Source organism: Legionella cincinnatiensis (assembly GCF_900452415.1).
Taxonomy (GTDB): Bacteria; Pseudomonadota; Gammaproteobacteria; order Legionellales; family Legionellaceae; genus Legionella; species Legionella cincinnatiensis.
Genome location: NZ_UGNX01000001.1, coordinates 2962337 through 2984478, shown reverse-complemented (window position 1 = coordinate 2984478; position 22142 = coordinate 2962337). Strand labels below are relative to the sequence as shown.

The following is a 22142-nucleotide window of genomic DNA, read 5'->3' as shown; positions in this document are numbered from 1 at the left end:
AGCTTATAAATGGTAGATACCCATGAAAAAATCAACCCATCTAAATAGACTTATCATTGTATCTGCTTTCTTTTCTTTGCTTTTACTCATTTTAGTTTTGCGAATGATTGATTTAACCGTTCTTCATCGTCAATTTCTTCAAGGTCAAGGTAATGCACGAAGTTTACGGGTAGTTGATATTCCGGCTCATAGAGGGATGATCATGGATAGGAATGGCACCCCTTTGGCAATTAGTACTCCTGTAGAATCAGTCTGGGTCAATCCTAAGGAATTTGCTCCTGACAAAGAGCAATTTATGTCCTTGGCAGCCTATTTAAATTTTACTCCCCAACAATTAAGTCGCAAAATAGTAGATGCTGAAAATAAAGAATTAGAATTCGTTTACTTACAAAGGCAATTGCCTCCTCCTTTAGCGAAACAAATAAAAGCACTTAAGATCCCTGGGGTTAATTTTCAAAAAGAGTTTAAACGTTATTATCCTGATTCAGACAGTATTTCACAGTTGATAGGTTTTACAAACGTAGATGACCAGGGGTTAGAAGGAATAGAGTTAGCCTATCAGGATTGGCTAAAAGGAGTTGTTGGTAAAAAAAGAGTAATTAAAGATCGCTTAGGTCGAGTTATTGACGAATTAGGTGTCATTAAAGAGCCACGGCCTGGCCGTGATATGACTTTAAGTATCGATAGACGATTGCAGTATTTAGTATACAGTGAGTTGAGTAAAACTGTTGACGAGTTTGCTGCAAAATCCGGTTCTGTGGTGGTCGTTGATACTGAAAATGGTGAAATCTTAGCTATGGCTAATGTTCCTTCCTATAACCCAAATTCGCGCGGCCGTTATGACAAAGATACTTATAGAAATAGGGCGGTTACGGATACGTTTGAACCAGGATCCGTAATCAAAACGTTCAGTATAGCAAGTGCCTTAGAAAGCGGTTTGTTTAAACCGTCAACTATTATTGATACAAACCCGAGCTGGATGGTTGTTCATGGCCATGCGGTACGTGACATTCATAATTATGGTGTTTTGGATGTGACAGGTGTGTTGCAACACTCGAGTAATGTTGGGGTAACAAAAATGGTGTTGGCAAGCCCTCCAGAACAATTAATAGGGCTATTACAACGTTGTGGTTTTGGGCAACGTACTGAAAGTACTTATCCTGGGGAAAGTGAAGGTGGAATTGTTAATGTCAAAGATGCTAACCCTTTCGTTTTGGCTACCTTGAGCTTCGGTTATGGTCTATCTGTTACGGCATTGCAATTGGCAAAGGCTAATATGATTTTTGCAAATCAAGGACAATTGATTCCGGTGACATTGTTGCATAATGATCCACCCACTCCTGGAGCACAAGTCATAAAACCTGAAACAGCACAACAGGTTCTACATATGATGGAAGCGGTTATGAAAGATGGAACTGGTCGAGCCGCAAAAGTACCGGGATATCGTGTAGCAGGGAAAACCGGAACAGCTCGTGTAGCAGGAAAGGATGGATATAAAGATAAAAAATATACCGCAAGTTTTGTCGGTATTGCACCTGTTTCAAAACCTAAATTTGTTGTGGTGGTTATAATCCATGAACCCTCTCGTAAAGGATATTATGCTGCCGCTGTTGCAGCTCCTTTGTTTACCAAAGTCATGTCCGGATCGTTGAGATTGTTTAATATACCTACGGATGAGTTAGTGGGGTAAATTTTCTCTTTTCTGTGCAGGCGGGAATTCATTGATAAAGGTAGCACAGTGCTGTATCAAAAATAGACCCCAGTCGTTGTGAGGATGACTACGTGAGTTGTGGATAAGAGATCGGGTTATACGAACCGTTCGGGCTGAGGAGGCGCGCCAGCGCCGTCTCGAAGCCTTGACAGGTACTTTCGAACCTGGTGCCAAGGCTTTGAGACGGCGTAAAAAACGTCTCCTTAGCCCGAACGGTTCGATAACTTATAATTACATCCTTACCCATAATTGCTGTTAACTTAAGGCGCTGGGCTACATTTTAACTATTAGGAACAAGTTAATGAAACTTTCTCAATTATTAAAGCCTTGGATAAAACAATCGCCAACAGATTGTATGATTACTGGTCTAGAAAATGACAGCCGCCGAGTTCATCCGGGAGATTTGTTCATTGCCTATGCAGGTACTGCAGCTGATGGTCGTTTATTTATAGATAAGGCTATCGCCTCTGGAGCAGTTGCAGTTGCTTATGATCCTGCCAATTTTCCTAAAAACTGCATATTACTTGAATCAGTTCCTTGTATTCCTGTACCAGAACTATCGATGCAACTTTCTCATATTGCAAAACAGTTTTATGATAATCCAGGATGTTTTTTAAATATAACAGGCGTGACAGGCACTAATGGAAAAACAACAATTGCATATCAACTTGCTCAAGCACATCATTTACTAGGACAAAAAGCTGCCTATATAGGTACTATTGGCCAAGGCAATGTGAATGAATTACAACTATTAGATAATACAACTCCCGATTCTTTATGTTTACAGAAATTATTGCATCAATATAAGCGTCAGGATATGCGACAAGTATGTATGGAAGTGTCTTCTCATGCACTTGCACAGCATCGCGTTGATGCTCTTGAATTTAAGCAAGCTATATTTACTAATTTGACTCTAGATCATTTAGATTATCATCAAAGTATGGAAAATTATGCTACTGCAAAGTCTTTATTATTTGCCAGAGAGTCTTTAGAGTGGGCTATTATTAATCAAGATGATTCTCATCATAACATTATGGCTGCTGCGATTAAACCACACGTAAAAAAATTAACTTATGGAATACATCGAGATTGTGATGTTAGAGCTAAAAACTGGTTTATGGATATTTATGGCACGGAAATCGAAGTGCACTCACCTTGGGGCCAGCATCAAATAAACATAAAATCTTTAGGGCAATTTAATATTTACAATAGTTTAGCAATATTTAGTAGTTTATTAGCTGCTAATTATATTCCTGAACAGGTAGTAGAGGTAATGTCCCAATTAAAAGCTGCTCCAGGGCGTATGGAAATTGTTGCCCATTCCCCGTATGTTTTGGTTGATTATGCTCATACGCCTGATGCTTTAGAGAACGCTTTAATGACTTTAAATCAATTGAAAAAAGGACGTTTATGGGTAGTCTTTGGTTGTGGTGGCGATAGAGATAAAACCAAAAGACCCATTATGGGAAAAGTTGCTGATAAGCTGGCGGATCAAATAGTTATTACGAGTGATAATCCCCGTACTGAAGAGCCACAAGTAATTATCAATGAAATTTCACAAGGCATCGTTCTCTCTTCTAAAGTGATTCAATTAGTCAATCGCGAGGAAGCAATTGCTTATGCTTTAAATAAAGCAGATGAAAACGACGTGATTCTGATCGCAGGAAAAGGGCATGAAGCGTATCAGCAGATTGGTACAGTGAAATATCAATTTTCTGATCAAGAGGTAGTAAGAAGATTGATCCCAAGATAAATGATTATACGTGTGTTTTTGATTTAGCCTGAGCGCATTCTGCGTCAAATTTCGCCCAGGCATTGATTTTTAATGTGCTTTATACATCAACTGTTTTAATTTCATTGGGGAGATTTCATAATATCCTTTGATAGCGACTGCCAAAACGTCTTTCTGGCCTGATTCATAAAAACAAATTACCTCATCATTATATGAGTCAGGAATGCCAAAGCCACTCATCTTTGATAAGATTTGATTGGTTTTTTCTAGAGTTTCTTCCTCTGAACTTGCTTTTACGGGTCCAATGGCGAAGCCCCAATCCGAATCTGTGTTGTAGTGGTGAACTGAGTAGCCTACATAATGATTTCTATCAACTATTGAGGCTTGATTGATTCCTATTTTTTGGATTTCACTGAGATCAGGACATACCACATCTTGGGCAAAAGTAGAACCAGCAAAAATTAAAGCAGCTGTGAAAGAGGCTAACTTTGTTCCTAAAGACATTATAAATACTCCTTTATTTTTATAAAAACCGGTATGAGAGTATCATTTGATTTGCTAATTTACAATGAACAAAGTTAATCTTAATGACATTAAATACAATTATGGAGCACTTTTATTGATTTACATTCCCAATAAGGATCTCGTTTTTTTATCACAAATCCATTCCATAGAATACTGACAAAAATCATGACGATTTTGATGCTGTTTGCGTAATTCTATAAACGCAGACTTTTTATCTATAGCTTTTTTTAAAGACAATGTTTCTTCAATGGGGTTATAAAGGGTTAATACGGATTCATACCATGATTTATTTTTTTCCATATGCATAGTTTTTATCATTTGGGGCGTGAAAAATTGAGGAATTGGCAAATTCGCAATTTGATGTAAAGATGTGCTAACCATAGTTACAGCAGCATATTTTGCTTCAATACTGTGGCCTGCTATGTGAGGTGTACAAAGTACCGCTTTATCAATAATACGTTTATCAATTGTTGGTTCATTTAGAAATACATCAGTGCAATAGATCAAAGGCTTAGATTCATTAAGCAAGGCACTTTCATCAACAATTCCTCCGCGTGCGGCATTAATAATAATGCAGCCAGGCTTTAATTGTGTCAGAAAATTTTGATTGATTAAATGACGACTTGGGAAGGGTGGATTGTCATGTAGTTCTGCATGAATGCATATAAGATCAGCTTGATACAAATCTTCTAGAGAACAACTTTGAAAAGTGTCAGATTCACGCATCGCTTTGAGTGGATCATAGTGAACTACTTGGAAACCTGTTGCTTGCAATCGAGCAGAGACTTGGATTCCCACCTTACCTAAACCTATTACACCTGCTTTATGTGCTTGAATAAAATGGTGTTGCTCTAGAAAGGCAATACAGGCAACCACATAATCAGCAACAGCTCGAGCATTTGACCCTTTGGCATCTATGATTTGAATCTGTTGTGAGTTTAACCAGGAGCGATCGAGATGATCAGTGCCAGAGCTTGCAGTAGCTACATATCTTATCGAATGATTTTCTAATAAAGTTCGATTTACTTTAAGAGTAGAACGACAAAGAAGTATATCTTGTCCAACAAGTAAGTGAGCAAGTTCATCGGCATGATAATAACGTATTAAGTTAAAAGGCTTAGGAAAAGCTTGCTCTAATCCTGGAAGGGAAGCATCAGCTAAAATGTTCATATATTGAAAATGGCACTAAGTGTAACTAAACCTAAATTGATCAATGGTGTTAATATGATCCCCAAAGCTCCAGTAAATACTAAAAGAAGTAGAATAAAAAATCCGTAAGGTTCTATTTTTTCATAAGCGATGGCTTGTTTAGGAGGTAAAAGACTACTCACTACTCGGCTACCATCTAATGGGGGGATGGGAAGCAAATTTAAAGTAGCTAAAATCAAGTTGATCAATATCCCAGCTTGGGCTGTGGCATAAAGAAAAAGTACAGGCATCGAGGATCCAGGATTGAGAATTAGAGAAACTTTATAACAAGCTGCCCATAAGAATGCCATAAGTATGTTTGCAAAAGGTCCTGCAAGAGTAACAAAAATCATGTCGCGGCGAGGGTGACGAAATTGTCTCCAGTTAATAGGTACTGGTTTGGCATAACCAATAACAAAATTAAACTGAGTCAAAACACCAACTAACAAAGGAATGAGTATCGTACCTATAGGGTCAATATGACGGATGGGATTTATGCTTAAACGACCAAACATTTTTGCAGTAGTATCTCCGCATCGATAGGCGATATAAGCATGGGCTGCTTCATGTAAGGTGATTGCAAGCAAAATAGGAATAGCCCAAATGCATATTTTTTGAATTAAAGTAAATTCCAACATTAAAAATGACTCATGATCAAAGTACTCTGATTCTAACGAATTGTGACTTGAAATAACAAGTAAAAAAAAGGTCAAAATATGGTCATTATCGACATTATTTTTTTATAATCTGAGTTGTAAGCCGTTGGGAGCTGATTTATGAGCTACTCGTTAATCTACAGACTCTGAGCCATGTAGACTAGAATCCTACTCATGCAATACGATGTAAAAACAGAATTTTTACAATAAAATAAAGTGCCTCAAACCAAAAAGTTCAAATAAAAACCAATAAGTTGATTGATTGATCTTGGGGTGATAGAATGCGGGCCAAATTTAACTAGTCTAGGAGAGAAAATGCCAATGTTAAATCCGTTAACACCTGAAATGAAAGATGCTTTAGGTAAAACACTTGGACCTCAATATGAAACACTGCTTCAAAAAAGCAAACATGAATCGCTTAGAGATAACCAAGATGCTATTAAGTATGTGGATTCTGTAATAAGAAGATATAAGGCAATTGAAGGAACTTCTACTAGTGAAAGCAGAAGAGAGCCTTTTCTTGCACAATTAAAAAAGCATGCCGGAGAAGTCGTTGCTGTATCATTTTCAAAACCAGGAGATGTAGCATCTCGATTAAAAGAAGTTGATTTTTCTAATGATTCCATCGATGAAATTACTAAAGGGATGGAACAACCTGGAGTCAATGATGATGATCTCGCTACTCTTATTACTTCAGTAGTTACTAGTGAAACTTCTTTGCTGTCTGGTAATAGCCATCATCATGGCCATCCTTACGCACACAGTCATTTCCATGGTCATCGGTAATTAATCTATTAGGAGAGTCATCATGTTAGTGATGAATGACTGCGCTATTGATCCAGGCGATATTTTGTTTGTGGTGACCAATAGCAAAAAGCCCTTGGCTCTATTTAAGCAAGCAGCACAATCACTAACAACATCTCGGAGCAAACATGGACATAGAGAAGTTATTTCTGTCTTTGTTTGCACCGAAAAGAATAAATATGGCATTATTTGTCATAATTTTGAGCGAAAACTATCCTTATCTACGGAGTCATTTACTAAAACCCTCCAAGAAAAAACTGTGGAAGAGCTATCTGTACTGCTTTTAAATTACTGTACTAAAGAGTTTACTGCTACCCGCATCAAAGAAGCACTTGCAACTGGTCCTCGCTGGATGAAGCGATTGGCTAAAAATATGAAAGGGGTAGAGGATAAAGATGAGCTTATTGAACAATTTCTTGCTGCATCTAAAGAGAATAAAGATCGCTTAATTCAACTATTAGTCACTTTTTGGCGTGCTACAGGGCAAGCTGAAATTCTCCCTGTAGTTAATTCAAGTTTATTACTTTTTAAGCATACCGACAGTAAAATAAGGCAGCAATTTCTTGATGCGTATTTAGAGCAAGTGAAGCTGACCGAAAAGCTTCATACTCAAGGAAAAGTGCGTACTAGTCTTTGGGTTCTTATCAAATCTTTTTTTAAATGGTCAGGCCAAGATAAGACAGATAGAGAAAAAAATCCCCCCTCGGAAGCTACTTATTGTTCACGCAATCTAATACAAGTTCTGAATCAAGTAGATCCTAATTTGGTAGATCGTGGGAGACATGTGTTACCAAAAACTTTGGAGGCAGGTTTTAGAGAAGCCACAAAAAGAAAAATACAGGTCGAAAGTACAGTTAAGCAACAACAATTCGATGATTTTGAGGATATGATTGCGGCACAAGAACAATTACTTCCACCGTTTACTTTGCAGATTTTACCTTCCTCAGGTCGCAAGTTGGTGAGTACTTTGTTAGAGGTGGTTGATAATGAAATTATGCGAATCGAATCCAAGTGGTGGGCTAATGAAGCAGACCGGCAAAAAGCATCTGATTTGAAAAAGCTGTTGTTGCCTTTCCGTAATCCTAAATTTCAAGCATATCCCGTTAATTTGCAGGTTGATGTTGGTTTAAAGCTTATTGCAACGTTACTTCCTACACTGCAAAGAAAAACTGGGCTTTTAGGAGAGTGGTTTCCAGCAACTTCGTATTCTAATGTACGCGCATTTGCACGAACCCAAGGTATTTTTGATGGTGATATTCGTGAAGCGGTAGAGAAATTAAACAATAAACCTTCTAGAGGGATTATAGAGGATAAAAATACTCAAGAAAAAAAATGTATGCATCCTGAAAGTGCTGCAAAAAGTCAAATATATATTTTTGCAGATTGGTCATTCTCTAGCTGGCCAACAAATAAACGTGAGCTTTTACTGGAACATATGATTGATTTACTTGCCGCAGGGCATTCTTTATATACTTGGGAGAATGGACAACTGGTTAACATGAACAAAGAATCTTTGCAAAAAGCCATCAATGGCGAAGATTTTGACGATTTGTTAGCTGCTAAGTTAATGCCGGCAACGAGAGCTATACTGACTCAACAGGCAGAACAACAACAATTAGATATAACAAAGATACAATTTCTTGACTATAAAGCATGTCAGAATCTAGTCGAGGATCGTGAAACGCTAGAAGCAAAACTCGATCATGTTGCTCCCTTGTTTGCAGCAAAACTTGATGATTATCATTTGGGCCAGGCGAAGCAAGATATTCTTGATGTTGAGATTGCAAATGTCGAAAATAATCCAGCAGAGCGAGTTGGATTGCAACAACTCAAGGAGCGTATTGCGGCACGGGTGAATGTGAAGCAAAGAACTTTTCAAAGTGGTATCGATACTAAGGCTTTTGTTTCTCAGCCTCAATACAGAAAATCTGTGTTTAAGTCTGTTGATTTAACCACTTTGACTCCATCAAGTAAGTATTACCGTAATGAAGTATATTCTGATTTAACGATTCATAAGACTCCATCTTCTCCATTCCAATATTTCGAATTGCTAGGAATGAATGCTACTGAAAAGCTGGCTTATTGTAAGTATAAATTTCATGCAAAGGGAATCACAAAAGAGCTAATAAAAAGAAGGAAAGAAGAGTCAGCATTGACGCTATTTGAAGGAGAAAAGAATTTTTGTCTCACAAGAGACTGGCAAGCTTTGCCTTCCTTAGATCCCAATGAAACTTTGGTGGATATTGCGATTAAAGGATTAAAAAAAGATGATTTTGAGATAAAATATTCTAAAGAAAATCATCTCTACTACATTCGGTTAGCCAAACCCAATGCAATTCCTGTTGATACGACAGTGCATTTACTGCTGCGTATGTCCAAACATTATAGAGCAAATCCTGTATTTAATACCTTAGCAAAGAATCCAGAGCATCCAGAAATTCATCGTTTATTAATGAAATACCTAAAGTTTGGCAAAGATCATGGAGCATTACGCGATTCTATCGGAGTCAGCATTCACAATGGATATGAATATCTTAAGGAAGCGCGAAACCTGGGTATTGCAAGTTGTCGCTTAAGAGCCATTGCATTTAAAGAAGAAATGAAACATTTATACCCTGAAGTTCCTGTTTCTGTTGTCGTTAACTCCGATCATTGTTTTATTGAAATGAAGCTAGATGGGGCGTGGCAAAGATATTGCCTTGGAGGATATAGAGATACTCCAAGTTGGATGGAGTCGATGAAGGAGGATATTTTAACCTCTCTAAGATCTGACTCAAGGAAGCATCGGTTTTTTAACGAAAAAACAACCACATCTCAAACTAAGGCACCTGTTGAGCAAGTGGCAATGGTCCATGCGATCTAGTTGAAGAAAGCGAATCATTACCTCCTCACGGTCATTAATATGAGCTTCTTATAAGCGAACATGGGTTTACTTAGAGCCGTTCGGGCTGAGGAAGCGCAAAGCACTATCTCGAAGCCTTAGTACAAATTCAAGTGCTGTGCTAAGATTTCGAGACGACCTAAATACCTTCTCAGCCAACGGCGCTAAGTAAATCCACGTTAAGTTAAGACCCCATCCGTCGTTTGGCTTTTTAACATGTCGAGTAAAACTTAAGGCTAACCTAACTTAATGGTAGTAGTGGATCTTTTTACCCCAACGCAGACAGGTAGGCTCTGGATCTAAATAAACTCCATAATTCAAATGGGAAACTTTGATTATGATTTATTGAATGGTTACAATAGATCAAAACATAATGAAATGATAGGGATATGTCATTAATTAATAAAATCTTAGGAAAGCCTCTTACTTTAAAAGCAAGAAAGAAACAAGAATTGTCTGTTCTAACAGGTATTCCTGCATTAGGATTAGATGCTTTATCTTCGACCGCTTATGGTCCGGAAGCCGCACTCACCATTTTATTACCAGCAGGAATAGTAGGACTAAATCATTTTTTTACTGTTTCTTTATTTGTGGTTCTTGTTCTCTTGTTTTTGTATTTTTCTTATTTGCAAACGACAGCAGCTTATCCAAATGGAGGTGGTGCTTATATTGTCGCTAGTGATAATTTAGGTAAAAAATACGGTTTAGGTGCAGCAATTTCCTTGATATTGGATTATTTGTTGAATGTTACCGTCGGAATATCAGCGGGTGTTGGTGCAATAGTTTCAGCGCTTCCATCATTACAACCCTATACTCTTATATTATGTCTTGTTATCTTACTCATGCTTACCTTAATTAATTTACGAGGAATTCGCGAAACAGGAACTCTTTTTTTAATTCCAGTATTTATATTTATCTTATGTATGTTAATTGCTATGTGCATTGGTGTGGTAGATATTTGGTTTAGCGGTGGGCATCCACATCCGGTTCATGAACCTCCAAAAATACAAACGAGTTCGTTTGAAGCATTAACATTTTGGATGTTGTTAACGGCTTTTGCCAATGGATTAACTGCCATGACGGGAGTTGAGGCTGTCAGTAATGCAGTCCCTCTATTTCATAAACCCACTGTTCGTAATGCACAATGGACCTTAACTATAATTGTTATTACTCTAGCTCTTTTTTTAATACTCATAGGCTACTTATGTCCTGCTTATCATATTGTAGCTATGAATCAAAATCAGCCTGGGTATCAGACTATATTGTCACAATTGGTTATGGTTACCACAGGAAAAGGCGTTTTTTATTATATTTCAATTGTTAGTATTTTTATTATTCTTGCTTATTCTGCACAAACTAGTTTCTCAGGTTTTCCCAGAGTATGTCGTTTACTTGCCGAAGATAATTATTTGCCTTATTTTTTTGCTGAGCGTGGACGGCGTCTGGTTTTTTCAGTCGGTATTGTCATTCTGGCAATTTTTTCGGCTATCATCCTCATTGCTTTTAATGGAATTACGAGTAACCTGATTCCATTATTTGCTGTGGGTGCTTTTAGTGCTTTTCTTTTTTCTCAGAGTGGTATGGTAATGTATTGGCTACGCCAAGAAAATCGCAAAGTACGTTATAAGTTAATAGTCAATGCATTAGGTGCCTTGGTAACTGCAATTGCCCTACTTATTATTATCATTACAAAATTTATAGAAGGTGCTTGGATAATTATTGTTCTAGCACCCACACTCGCATTTTTAATGCACCGTATAAAACTTCATTATAAAAAAATTGCCCATGAAATTAAAAATCCAATTCAGATAAATCCTAACTCCTTAAAACCCCCTATAGTTATTATCCCAATACATGGCCTAGATTTAATCGCCGAAAAAGCAATACAATTTGGAATGTTACTTTCAGAGGATATTACGGCTGTTTTTATCGATGCTGGTTATGAGGATGTTGAGGGATTGCAAAAACTTTGGCATGAAAAAATTGAGATACCCGCTCAAAAGGCAGATAAAAAGATTCCTAAACTTGAAATTATTAAATCTCCATATCGCCGTATTTATAAACCCTTATTAAATTTTGTAAGTAAGGTAAGAAAAGACAGGAAAAATGAACTTATTGCGATTATTATACCTGAATTAGTAGAGCCTAAATGGTATGAGTATTTATTACACAATATTCATGCAACAGGTTTACGTGCGTTACTTTTTTTAGAAAGAGAGCCTCGTATTATTGTAATTACAATACCTTGGTATTTACGTTAATAAGGATTGATTGATGACACAATTTGAAAAAACAGCTTATTTTATGAAAAAACCTTGGGTTATTTTTGTTTATGCAATTTCCGTTATTGTAGCCTATTATTTTGTTGATAGATCTTTGGCAATTTATTTGCATCAATTAGATCTAGGGACCAAAGTTCCTTTATTAGAGATATTAACTGCTTTAGGCAAATGGATTGCTTATATTGCTTTATTTTTTATCGCAGGATTATATTTTCATTATATTAAGATTAATCCCTTATACGAAGCAAGGTCTTGGTATTTGTTAGGTTGTGTTTTTATTGCGAATTTTGTTTGTGTGATTCTGAAAGTTGCCTTAAGTCGTGCTCGCCCTGATTTATTGTTTTCGAGTCATGAATTTGGGTTTTATTGGTTTAAATTGAGCAGTAATTACTGGTCTTTTCCTTCAGGGCACACAACAACTGTTGTCAGTTTAGCCACAGGATTAGGGGTACTTTTTCCGCGTTATTTTTATCTTTTACTTATTCTTGCATTTTTAGTGGCTCTATCAAGAATTTTATTATGTTTTCATTATTTGAGTGATGTGATGAGTGCCTTTTATATTAGTGTATTAGTAGTGAGCTTTTTTACTGAATATCTTAAAAAGAAGGTTGGTTCAAAAAAATGGGTGGTATTGTTCGGAGTAAAATTGCAATCTTAAGTGTAACAGTATCGATCCATAACTAATGCAAAGGAGTGCTGATGAGTATAGAAACGGAATTAAAAACTCTGGTTAGCATTTATGCCAGTTATGATGAGGAAAAAAAAAGTTATTTGAGTCATTTGAATAAAACAACCCTTTTACGTTTAGATGCTGATTTTATTAGATTTATCAATAAGCTATTATTAAAAGATGGTCCGGACAAAATAAAAATTCGCAAAAATTATAAAAAAATAGCAGTTCAGTTTCATCCAGATCATCGTTCTACATTTGGTCCTGAAATTGAATGGCTTGAGCAAAATTTATCTGAAGGTCGTAGTGATGGAGCATGTTTTAAAACGTTAATGCTTTGTTATGAGAAATTAACTTCACCACAAGATTTTAAACCCATTCAGTTTGATGAAATTACTACTCGCGAAGATTTAAAAAGGTGGTTGGAAATGTTAAAAAATCGCTCTAGAACTTATACCGAGCGTCATTTTTATGCCAGCCTCTTAGGTTTATTAGATGAGTCCACCAGCTATTTTGATGAAGTTGGTAAGATAAAACCAACGGGACTACGTGCTCTAATCTCGTTTCTTCCTATGGTATTTATCAGTTTTGGAACTTTTGTTTTTGCAGAAGAGCTATTTGCTGTTTATGCGCTTTATTTTGCTTTATTAAAAAGTGGACAATTCCTGGGGAGTAGTCAATCTAAGGAATTACAAAAACTGGGTGAAACATTACAGAAGATTAGTGCAGTGACAGCAACAGCGACAACAACTTTATTGGTTCGTTTACTTGAAATGACTTTCTGGGCGACGCGCCAATTTTATGATGTGAGTTTACAGATTGGCTCCGCTCTTTTAACTCCTCTTATTGCGGTTTCTTCAACTACGAAGGATCCCTATGAAGAGCCTAGTGATGTGTCAATATGTAAGGAATTAGTTCTAGCAAGTCAAAATCAAAGTACTGTTGAAAATTTTAGAACTCCAGAACTAAAAATGATTGCAGCCCCTATTGAGTCATACCTTGGATTATTGGATCAGCAATTTTTTAAAAATTGGCGCGCAGGAGGAGCAAAATCTCGATCGTTAGAAGCATTTTTACTCCACATGCGTGTTATCGATAAAGAGAATGATATAGAAGTAGAGGAAAAAATAAAAAAAGCTTCTGAGAGGTTACTCCTGGTGAAACAAGACTCAAATGTTTATACTGGTAATACTGCATTAGCAGTTGATCGAGCTGATCGAGTGATTCGTTTATTAACAGGGAATATGGTAAATCAGATGACGTTGTCGAATCGTTAGGGGCGGTATACAATGCACAAACTTGGGTCAAAATATTTTGATTTTTAGTAGTGTGCTTGTAAGCGTCACAGCGTAAAAAATCAAGCTATTTTGAACAGCATAGTAGAATTATAAACAAACACTACGGTAAATTTTGTTTAAATTGTTACTTTCCCTTGAATTAGATACCGTATCTCTGGCAAGATGCGTTTGTTTTGATTATCCAGTGAGGAATTATGAAAATTCTCGTGGCAGTGAAGCGTGTAATTGATCCTTATGTAAAAATTAGAGTCAAATCGGACAATACCGGAGTTGAAACACAAAATATCAAAATGGCAATGAATCCATTTGATGAAATTGCTGTTGAAGAAGCATTACGTTTGCGTGAAAAAAACTGGGCGACTGAAGTTGTTGCAGTAAGTATTGGTGGGGACAGTGCACAGGAAACATTGCGCCATGCTTTAGCTTTAGGTGTTGATAGAGCAATTTTGGTACGAACCCAAGATTCTTTTGAAAGCCTAAATATCGCTAAAATATTAAAGAAAATTAGTGAAGATGAAAAACCAGATTTGGTGTTAATGGGTAAACAAGCTATAGATGATGACAGTAATCAGACGCCACAAATGTTAGCTTCTTTATTAAATTGGCCACAAGCTACTTATGCTTCCAAAATCGAGCCAAATGGTACTCTTCTTCAGGTAACTCGTGAAATAGATGGGGGCTTAGAGACTCTAAGTGTGCATTTGCCAGCTATTGTGAGTACCGATTTACGTTTGAATGAGCCTCGATATGCGAGCCTTCCAAATATCATGAAAGCGAAAAAGAAACCGTTAGATGTATTCGAATTAGAAAATATGGGATTGTCACTTAAAAAGCATATTGAAGTATTAAAGGTGACCGCACCTGCGATTCGCAGTGCTGGTGTGAAAATTGAATCAGTGACTGAGTTATTAAATAAATTACATCATGAAGCCAAAGTGCTTTGATAGGGAGAAGCAATGAGCACTTTAGTACTTGTTGAACATGATAATAAAATAGTACATCCATCTACTCGTAATGCTTTAGCTGCAGCATTAGAGTTGGACGATAAGCCAACTTTATTAGTGATAGGACATGAATGTAAATCAGTGGCAGAACAAGCTGCGAGCTTTGCAGGAGCTCATGTGGTTTGGTGTATTGATAAGCCCTGCTATAAGCATCCGGTAGCAGAACAAATTAGTGATTTAGTGCTTTCATTTGCACGCTCATTTGATAATATATTAGTTTCTGCTAGTACTTTTGGTAAAAATATTGCACCACGTATTGCTGCACAATTAGATGTGGCTCAAGTTTCCGATGTAAGCAAGATAATTGATGCAAATACTTTTGAACATCCAATCTATGCAGGTAATGCTATAGAAACAGTGCGTGTTTTGGATCCCATCAAAGTATTAACAATTAGATCAACAGCATTTACCCCGATAACAGCCAACCAAGCGGTTTGTCATATTGAGGTCATCGATAAAGAGGTTTTTGCTGAACGAACTCAATTTGTCAAACATGAATTAAGTAAATCGGAAAGACCTGATTTAGGAAGTGCCAAAATTATTGTTTCGGGCGGTCGGGGTTTGCAAAGTGCTGAGAAATTTAAATTAATCGAAGAGTTAGCAGATGTTCTTGGGGCTGCAGTAGGGGCCTCTCGTGCTGCTGTTGATGCTGGTTTTGTTCCTAATGATTATCAAGTAGGACAAACAGGAAGAATAGTTGCACCTATGCTTTATATTGCTATCGGGATTTCCGGTGCTGTACAGCATTTAGCAGGAATGAAAGATTCCAAAGTGATTGTTGCAATAAATAAAGATGAAGATGCGCCTATTTTCCAAATTGCAGATTACGGTTTGGTTGGCGACTTATTTGAATTAGTACCACAGTTAATCGAACAATTAAAAAATCGTTAGAGGGGAGAAAGTATGTTAGTAGGTGTTCCAAAAGAAATTAAACCTCAAGAAAATCGTGTGGGTCTTGTTCCTTCTAGTATTAGGGAAATTATCAGAGTAGGAAGTTCAGTTATTGTTGAGAAGGGTGCAGGTTTAGGGATTGGTATCTCTGATGATGATTATCGGCACGCCGGGGCTGAAGTTGTTGATACTGCTGATGAAGTGTATTCTAGGGCCGAATTAATTGTGAAGGTAAAAGAACCACAGCCTATTGAATGCAAACGTCTTCGTGAAGGCCAAACTTTATTTACCTATTTGCATTTGGCTCCAGATCCACATCAAACACGTATGCTTAAAGAGTCTGGTGTCACAGCAGTGGCTTATGAAACGGTGACTCAAGATGATGGTGGTTTGCCATTATTAACACCTATGTCTCAAGTTGCTGGTCGTATGTCTATTCAAGCAGGTGCGCATTGTTTGGAAATGGCTCAGGGAGGTAGTGGTGTTTTATTAGGTGGTGTGCCCGGAGTTGCTGCTGCCAATGTGGTGGTTATTGGTGGAGGAGTGGTTGGTACTAATGCAGTACGCATGGCTATGGGTATGGAAGCGCGAGTAACCGTACTTGATCGTTCTTTAATGCGCTTAAATGAATTAGATTTTCAATTTGGCTCTAAGATTAATACTGTTTATTCTACTGCTGATACTATAGAAAAATATGTTGCTAGAGCTGATTTAGTGATTGGAGCAGTTTTGGTTCCTGGAGCAGCAGCGCCTAAATTGGTAACTCGAGCTATGCTTCGTTCAATGCGCCCAGGATCAGTTTTAGTAGATGTTGCTATTGATCAAGGTGGATGTTTTGAAACAAGTCGTCCAACGACACATCAAGAACCAACGTATGTTATTGATCATGTAGTTCATTACTGTGTTGCAAACATGCCAGGAGCTGTGCCAAGGACTTCAACTTTTGCTTTGAATAATGCAACTTTGCCTTTCGTCTTAAGTATTGTTACTAAAGGGGTGAAGCTGGCTTTATTAAATGATCAGCACTTACTTAATGGATTGAATGTTCATCAAGGTAAAATTACTTTTGAAGCAGTTGCTCGTGATTTAGGTTATGAGTATACACCTGCTGCTATAGCCCTGGCTGGGCGATAATCCTAAAGATGTTGTTGAATCCTAGAGATGAAGTATTCTTCATGGACTTAACAGCATCTTTATACTAAATCATCTTAACAATTTTATAATAAAAAGCTGGCGATTCATGCCCATTCTCATCATGATAATGGATAGGTTTTACAGTAGTTAAAGAGATTGTTTTTTGCTTCACTTGGGGATGTGAAAAAAAGGAAATTTTGGGGGAAACTAAAATTAAAATTTTACCATTAGCCTTCTCTATATTTCCCCAATATTGATACATTAAACTATTTAAACCAAAAACATGCCAACCAATAACTTCATATGAAGTATTTATTTGTCCTTCTTCGAAGTATTTTTTTTGATAAAAAGCAAGCTCGCTTGCAATATTATAAGTATCTAGAGGTAAGATAATAGGCGCATTATGAGTTTTATCTTCCAATTGTTGGGCAATGTGATGAATTTCCCAGGTAAGATTATCCCAAGGAATTAATTTTTCAAAAAAATAATGATTAATTTTTTCCGGCTTATCGGACAAAATACAATAAATAATACTGCTATAAATAAAAACCGTAATGACAGAAGTTATGGCCCAACTTTTACGAAAAGTCATACCGAGTATGTGTTGATTATCAGCTATTAAGAGTGCAAGCCACGGTATAATAGCTAGAAAGATGGGACCAATCCAATTCATTTTTATTCCATGAAATAAACTAAACAAGGAAAAAAATAAAAGTGGAACAACAATATAAATTTGAAAAAAGTATTTTGTTTTAATCGCTATAAATTTTTTCGAATATTTCTGTGAGAATAAAAGCCATGCACCAAAAATACCAGTAGGAGTTAAAAACGCCAGGACTAAAGCAATTAATTTATGAAAAGAGAAAGCATAATAATCATGAAATCGTCGTGAGCTTTGAAATAAAAAAGATGCCCAATCATGAGTAGCATTCCAATAAATAACAGGCATAAATATAATGAATGCTATTAACGCGCAACAATAAGGTTCTTTACGCAAGAACCATCTTCGGGATTCAGGGTCGTATATTAAATAGGTTATTGTTGATAATCCTAACAGTACAATGGTATATTTTGAAAGGAGTCCTAAACCAATCCACATTCCTGCCCAGTACCAACTGTTATATCTATCTAAAACAAGTCCCTGATAAAGATAATACAGAGTTGCCGACCAACATAGAATAAGAGGAATATCAGGGGTAATAATTAAAGAATGTATAAAAAAAAATGGCATTATGGACAGTAATACTACTGCATACAATCCTGCTTCCTTTCGTATTAATGTTGTTAATTTAAAGCTAAAGTAGCAGGTTAAAATCCAGCAAGGAATTGTCGCAAAGCGTACCCCCCATTCATTTATATCAAAAATTAAGGTCCCCAATTTAATCAAAATAGCAACCATAGGTGGATGATCAAGAAAACTAAAATCAAGGTGGTTCGAATAATTCCAATAATATGCTTCTTCAACTAATAAATTAGACTTAAACATAAAGAATATTCGTAGCAATAAAAGAAATGAGATTAAAATTAAAAAGAGATACGAAGATTTACTACTATTGTTCATTAAGTTTTAATTCCTTGCTCCAGTAATGTCTCGCGTTATGTTAAACGTATAGATGCTTTATTTGTTAATTATTGCCGTTTTAACCTTAAGCGTTATGTTAGGGCGTGCACTTTTATTCTGTGTCCTTGGGGGCTATTTTTGATCAGTCTAAACTAAAACACAACATTAACTAAGATTTCGATATCTTCCGTGAGCTTTGACTATGTTCTTAGCTATGGCTTGATGTGTTTTGCCAGTGGTTTTGGTTTTGAAACCATTCAATAAAGGCTAATAAAGCTTGACGACTAAGTGTCGGTGGATGTTCTGTTTTTGTCAAGCTTATATTTAATAGAATTAACTGTTCGCCTAGGAGACACCGCTTTTTTTGCTTCCCTCATGCTTGGAAGATTATATGAAGTTGTAATTAATTACCTGAATCATGAATTAAGTAAGTTTGACTGCCCGATACATCATATAAGTTTGATGAATGATATTGTCATGATAATAATTTTCAGCAAGAGCACGAACTTCAATTCGAAATTTATTCATTTCATATGAGTCGCTTCCAAAGCGTTTTACTAGATTTGCCACAGGTCCTAAGCTTTTTTCAATAGAATTCAAATAATGCCCTAGGCTCATTGTTGGTACATGCATTATGCCATAATCAAAGCATCCATTTGTTACACGGTTACCTAATCGATATTTAACATATTCGGGATCCCCCCATTTTACTGGCGGATCAATGCTACGTGGCGGAGGATTATACTTACTGACTAATGCAAACAATTGACCAACAAAATCATCAGGCGGCCAGGTAGAAAAGGCTATCACACCACTAGGTTTTAAAACTCTAAGCATTTCATCGATTGCTTTTTGTGCATTGGGAGCAAACATATGGCCGAACTGGCTTAAAATCGCATCGAAATTTGCATCAGGATAAGGTAGTTGCTCTACATCACCTTCTTTAAAATCAATAGCAACCTGAGCTAATTGTGTATTTAGTTCCGCTTTTTCTAATAGTGTCGGGCTCAAATCAAGCGCTGATACGTTGGCTCCTATACGAGCAGCGGTAATCGCGGTCACTCCTGTTCCACATCCTACATCCAATATATGATCATGAGCTTTAATTCCAGAAAATTGAATCAATTTCGGCGCAACTAGGGTGGTTAATAACTCTAGAGGAGCAAACAGTCCCCAACTTGCTTTTTGCATCGCTTTATAATTTATCAACTCGTCTGACATTTTTTAGTTTCTCTGCAAATAATAACGTGCTAACACAATAGGCTTGAAAGGAGTATCAATGTTAAGAATATAACTATTTTAGTTAAAAAAAGTTGTCATCACTCCGTTAGAGAAGAAGCCACAAAGTGTATATAAATCGCATAGAGAATGAGCTTTCTATGTGGAGATGACTTTTTCCTTTTTAATAACAGATGTTACATCTCCACAAGCTAATGACTAAAACAAACTCTCTTCTACCGGTGCCAGCTGTTGCTGATCATTGCTTGCATTATAAACAGGGGCAAGCTCTTCTTCTGCTGGAACTTCCTTATTGCGAAAATACTCTATGATACCATTTGATTGATTAGGACGGGCCAATAATCCACTATTGGGATCAATACGAACTGCAACTACATTCTCTGGTTGTTTCATTTCGCTTTCAGGTCTTCCTTTTAAGGCAACTTTCATAAAGTCAATCCATAAAGGAAGAGCAAGTCCTGCAGCATATTCGTGTAACGATTTAGGGTTATCAAAACCAATCCAGGTTGTCACCACAAGATCTGCATTAAAACCTGCAAACCACGCATCAACCTGATCATTAGTTGTTCCTGTTTTACCCGCTATATCTTGGCGATTAAGCACTCTGGCTGCACGTGCAGTGCCATGTTGAATCACATCTTTTAATGCGGTATTCATTAAAAAGGTAATATCTTCAGGTAAGACTCGTGGAGCTAAAGTAGAATGATCCATATTGTCACAGTTGTTGCAAACAACAGTGGGTTTCGCTTGCAATAAAATCTTTCCATCTGCGTCCGTAATGTGATCGATAAGATAAGGTTCTATTTTATAGCCGCCGTTTGCAAAAACAGCATAAGCAGTGGTTAATTCCATAGGACTAATAGACAAGCTTCCTAACGCAAGGGATAAACCTTTAGGCAATGCTTTTTTGTTGAATCCAAAACGAGTAAGAAAATCTATCGTGTAATTGATACCTATGTCATCAAGAATACGTATCGATACTAAATTTTTAGATTGAACCAAAGCCGTTTTTAAGCGCGTTGGGCCATTAAATTTCAGGTTTACATTATGAGGACGCCATAAATTTGGTTGGCTTGGATCATCAACAACAATAGGGGCGTCATTAATTAACGTTGCTAAAGTATAACCATTATTTAGTGCAGCAGCATAGACAAATGGCTTAAAGCTGGAACCAGGTTGCCTGCTTGATTGAGTGGCCCGGTTAAATTTACTTTTTTGAAAGTTGAATCCACCCACTAGAACTTCTATGGCTCCATTTTTAGGATTAAGTGCTACCATTGCTGATTCTGCTTCAGGAATTTGTGCTAATTCCCAATGTTCTTTTGTTGAATGAACATAAATAATATCTCCAACGGCAACTACTTGCATGGCTTTTACGGGAGCTTTTCCTACCCACCCATTTTTAAGGGCTGGTCTTGCCCATGACAAACTTTTCCAAGGGAGCAGTACAGTTTGGCCATTTGGTAATGTAGCAGTAGCATCTTTTTCTCGTACTTCGGTTACTACGGCTGGGGAAAGATGATTAAGTTCGGGATATTTCTCTAGATTTTTTTGAATTTCATGCAGAGATTTACTGTCTTTTTCACCAATAGTAGCAATAGGCCCTCTATATCCATGGCGATGATCATAAGCAATCAAATTCTTTTCTACTACACTATTTGCTGTATTTTGCAGTTTTCCATCAATAGTAGTATAAACTTTATAACCTTTGGTATAGGCATCTGGACCGAAATTGTCATATAAAGATTGACGAATCATTTCTGCAACATAAGGGGCTTTTACTTCAATAGGAGTACCATGATACTTAGCTGTAATGGGTTGGTTAATCGCATTTTGATATTGCTCTTCATTGATATAACGTTCTTCTAACAAGCGTTCTAATACATGATCACGGCGTTTTTTAGCCGCCAGGGGATTGGCAATAGGATTTTGTGTTGAAGGTGCTTGAGGAAGACCTGCAATCATTGCAAGTTCTGCTAGGTTTAATTCATTAAGTGGTTTACCAAAATAAACCATCGCTGCAGCACCGACACCATAAGCGCGATTACCTAAATAGATTCTATTCAGATAAAGTTCAAGGATTTTCTCTTTGCTTAATTCTCTATCAATTTTTATGGCAAGCATAATCTCATTAAGTTTACGTAAAAATGTTTTTTTACGACTTAAAAAGAAATTACGTGCTACTTGCATGGTAATTGTACTACCTCCCTGGGATTTTGTTCCAGTTTTTATCATGCGAACTGCAGCACGGCCAAGGCCCATAACATCGACGCCAGGATGTTCAAAAAAACGTTGATCTTCTGTGGCTATTAATGCATGAATAAGCATTGGGGGAATTTCATCGTAAGTAACAGGAATGCGTTTTTTTTCGCCATACTCCTGAATCAGCAAACCTTCTTTGCTGAATATTTGTAAAGGTACTTGTAATTGTACTGTTTTTAATGAATCTACATTAGGAAGTTGACTTTCAAGATAGAGGTATAAAAAACTACCTACTACTAATAAAAGAAAAAGTAGGCTCATCAGCGCCCATAGACCTTTACGCCAGAAGTATGCCATTTTCATA

The 22142-nt window shown here is 36.8% G+C and carries 16 protein-coding genes; 10 read left to right on the top strand and 6 right to left on the bottom strand.

The annotated features are described in order from the left end of the window. Positions 1-22: 22 nt before the first annotated feature. Together DYH34_RS13305 and DYH34_RS13300 are read left to right on the top strand one after the other, a co-directional pair. Positions 23-1690 (top strand): peptidoglycan D,D-transpeptidase FtsI family protein, encoded by a 1668-nt coding sequence (locus DYH34_RS13305; protein ID WP_058464575.1) that lies wholly within the window; start codon positions 23-25, stop codon positions 1688-1690. Positions 1691-2012: 322 nt separating this feature from the next. Continuing rightward, entirely contained in the window at positions 2013-3464 is a 1452-nt protein-coding gene (locus DYH34_RS13300) for a UDP-N-acetylmuramoyl-L-alanyl-D-glutamate--2,6-diaminopimelate ligase (RefSeq protein WP_058464576.1), read from the top strand. Between the two features lie 69 nt (positions 3465-3533). Here DYH34_RS13300 and DYH34_RS13295 read toward each other — a convergent pair whose 3' ends face one another. The 3 genes from DYH34_RS13295 to DYH34_RS13285 all read right to left on the bottom strand — a co-directional run bounded on the left by DYH34_RS13295 (position 3534) and on the right by DYH34_RS13285 (position 5794). Then, entirely contained in the window at positions 3534-3947 is a 414-nt protein-coding gene (locus tag DYH34_RS13295; RefSeq protein ID WP_058464577.1) for a DUF4949 domain-containing protein, read from the bottom strand. A 120-nt stretch (positions 3948-4067) separates the two neighbouring features. Beyond that, a complete protein-coding gene (locus DYH34_RS13290) occupies positions 4068-5138 on the bottom strand; it encodes a 4-phosphoerythronate dehydrogenase (protein ID WP_058464578.1) in 1071 nt (356 codons plus the stop codon). Then, the gene (locus DYH34_RS13285; protein ID WP_058464579.1) at positions 5135-5794 is read right to left on the bottom strand and encodes a site-2 protease family protein; all 660 of its coding nucleotides are present in this window, start codon (positions 5792-5794) and stop codon (positions 5135-5137) included. Before DYH34_RS13285 ends, DYH34_RS13290 begins: the two co-directional genes overlap by 4 nt. Before the next feature lie 333 nt (positions 5795-6127). On the opposite strand from DYH34_RS13285, the gene DYH34_RS13280 reads away from it, so the two are divergent. The 8 genes from DYH34_RS13280 (at position 6128) to ald (ending at position 16776) form a co-directional block, all read left to right on the top strand. After that, positions 6128-6598 (top strand): hypothetical protein, encoded by a 471-nt coding sequence (locus DYH34_RS13280; protein WP_058464580.1) that lies wholly within the window; start codon positions 6128-6130, stop codon positions 6596-6598. A 22-nt stretch (positions 6599-6620) separates the two neighbouring features. Further along, on the top strand, positions 6621-9479 hold the full coding sequence (locus tag DYH34_RS13275; RefSeq protein WP_058464581.1) for a hypothetical protein: 2859 nt from the start codon (positions 6621-6623) through the stop codon (positions 9477-9479). A gap of 407 nt (positions 9480-9886) precedes the next feature. Then, positions 9887-11758 carry an APC family permease gene (locus DYH34_RS13270; RefSeq protein WP_058464582.1) on the top strand — a complete coding sequence of 624 codons (1872 nt, stop codon included), beginning with the start codon at positions 9887-9889 and terminating at the stop codon, positions 11756-11758. Positions 11759-11771: 13 nt separating this feature from the next. After that, entirely contained in the window at positions 11772-12437 is a 666-nt protein-coding gene (locus DYH34_RS13265) for a phosphatase PAP2 family protein (protein ID WP_058464583.1), read from the top strand. Positions 12438-12478: 41 nt separating this feature from the next. Beyond that, positions 12479-13726 carry a hypothetical protein gene (locus DYH34_RS13260; protein ID WP_058464584.1) on the top strand — a complete coding sequence of 416 codons (1248 nt, stop codon included), beginning with the start codon at positions 12479-12481 and terminating at the stop codon, positions 13724-13726. Positions 13727-13941: 215 nt separating this feature from the next. Then, complete coding sequence (locus DYH34_RS13255) at positions 13942-14691, top strand: electron transfer flavoprotein subunit beta/FixA family protein (protein ID WP_058464585.1); 750 nt, start codon at positions 13942-13944, stop codon at positions 14689-14691. A 12-nt stretch (positions 14692-14703) separates the two neighbouring features. Continuing rightward, complete coding sequence (locus DYH34_RS13250) at positions 14704-15642, top strand: electron transfer flavoprotein subunit alpha/FixB family protein (protein ID WP_058464586.1); 939 nt, start codon at positions 14704-14706, stop codon at positions 15640-15642. A 12-nt stretch (positions 15643-15654) separates the two neighbouring features. Then, a complete protein-coding gene (ald, locus tag DYH34_RS13245) occupies positions 15655-16776 on the top strand; it encodes an alanine dehydrogenase (RefSeq protein WP_058464587.1) in 1122 nt (373 codons plus the stop codon). Positions 16777-16840: 64 nt separating this feature from the next. Here ald and DYH34_RS13240 read toward each other — a convergent pair whose 3' ends face one another. From DYH34_RS13240 to DYH34_RS13230, 3 genes are all read right to left on the bottom strand, one after another. Further along, positions 16841-18262 carry a glycosyltransferase family 39 protein gene (locus DYH34_RS13240; RefSeq protein ID WP_162263052.1) on the bottom strand — a complete coding sequence of 474 codons (1422 nt, stop codon included), beginning with the start codon at positions 18260-18262 and terminating at the stop codon, positions 16841-16843. Positions 18263-18760: 498 nt separating this feature from the next. Continuing rightward, positions 18761-19558 (bottom strand): class I SAM-dependent methyltransferase, encoded by a 798-nt coding sequence (locus DYH34_RS13235; protein WP_058464589.1) that lies wholly within the window; start codon positions 19556-19558, stop codon positions 18761-18763. A gap of 216 nt (positions 19559-19774) precedes the next feature. Continuing rightward, positions 19775-22141 (bottom strand): penicillin-binding protein 1A, encoded by a 2367-nt coding sequence (locus DYH34_RS13230; RefSeq protein WP_058464590.1) that lies wholly within the window; start codon positions 22139-22141, stop codon positions 19775-19777. Position 22142: the final 1 nt, after the last annotated feature.

Coding starts and splice junctions, on each gene's coding strand:
- DYH34_RS13260 (WP_058464584.1), top strand. CDS start 12,479: ATGAGTATAGAAACGGAATTAAAAACTCTGGTTAGCATTTATGCCAGT.
- DYH34_RS13240 (WP_162263052.1), bottom strand. CDS start 18,262: ATGTTTAAGTCTAATTTATTAGTTGAAGAAGCATATTATTGGAATTAT.
- DYH34_RS13235 (WP_058464589.1), bottom strand. CDS start 19,558: ATGTCAGACGAGTTGATAAATTATAAAGCGATGCAAAAAGCAAGTTGG.
- DYH34_RS13270 (WP_058464582.1), top strand. CDS start 9,887: ATGTCATTAATTAATAAAATCTTAGGAAAGCCTCTTACTTTAAAAGCA.
- DYH34_RS13305 (WP_058464575.1), top strand. CDS start 23: ATGAAAAAATCAACCCATCTAAATAGACTTATCATTGTATCTGCTTTC.
- DYH34_RS13230 (WP_058464590.1), bottom strand. CDS start 22,141: ATGAAAATGGCATACTTCTGGCGTAAAGGTCTATGGGCGCTGATGAGC.
- DYH34_RS13300 (WP_058464576.1), top strand. CDS start 2,013: ATGAAACTTTCTCAATTATTAAAGCCTTGGATAAAACAATCGCCAACA.
- ald (WP_058464587.1), top strand. CDS start 15,655: ATGTTAGTAGGTGTTCCAAAAGAAATTAAACCTCAAGAAAATCGTGTG.
- DYH34_RS13250 (WP_058464586.1), top strand. CDS start 14,704: ATGAGCACTTTAGTACTTGTTGAACATGATAATAAAATAGTACATCCA.
- DYH34_RS13290 (WP_058464578.1), bottom strand. CDS start 5,138: ATGAACATTTTAGCTGATGCTTCCCTTCCAGGATTAGAGCAAGCTTTT.
- DYH34_RS13255 (WP_058464585.1), top strand. CDS start 13,942: ATGAAAATTCTCGTGGCAGTGAAGCGTGTAATTGATCCTTATGTAAAA.
- DYH34_RS13265 (WP_058464583.1), top strand. CDS start 11,772: ATGACACAATTTGAAAAAACAGCTTATTTTATGAAAAAACCTTGGGTT.
- DYH34_RS13285 (WP_058464579.1), bottom strand. CDS start 5,794: ATGTTGGAATTTACTTTAATTCAAAAAATATGCATTTGGGCTATTCCT.
- DYH34_RS13295 (WP_058464577.1), bottom strand. CDS start 3,947: ATGTCTTTAGGAACAAAGTTAGCCTCTTTCACAGCTGCTTTAATTTTT.
- DYH34_RS13275 (WP_058464581.1), top strand. CDS start 6,621: ATGTTAGTGATGAATGACTGCGCTATTGATCCAGGCGATATTTTGTTT.
- DYH34_RS13280 (WP_058464580.1), top strand. CDS start 6,128: ATGCCAATGTTAAATCCGTTAACACCTGAAATGAAAGATGCTTTAGGT.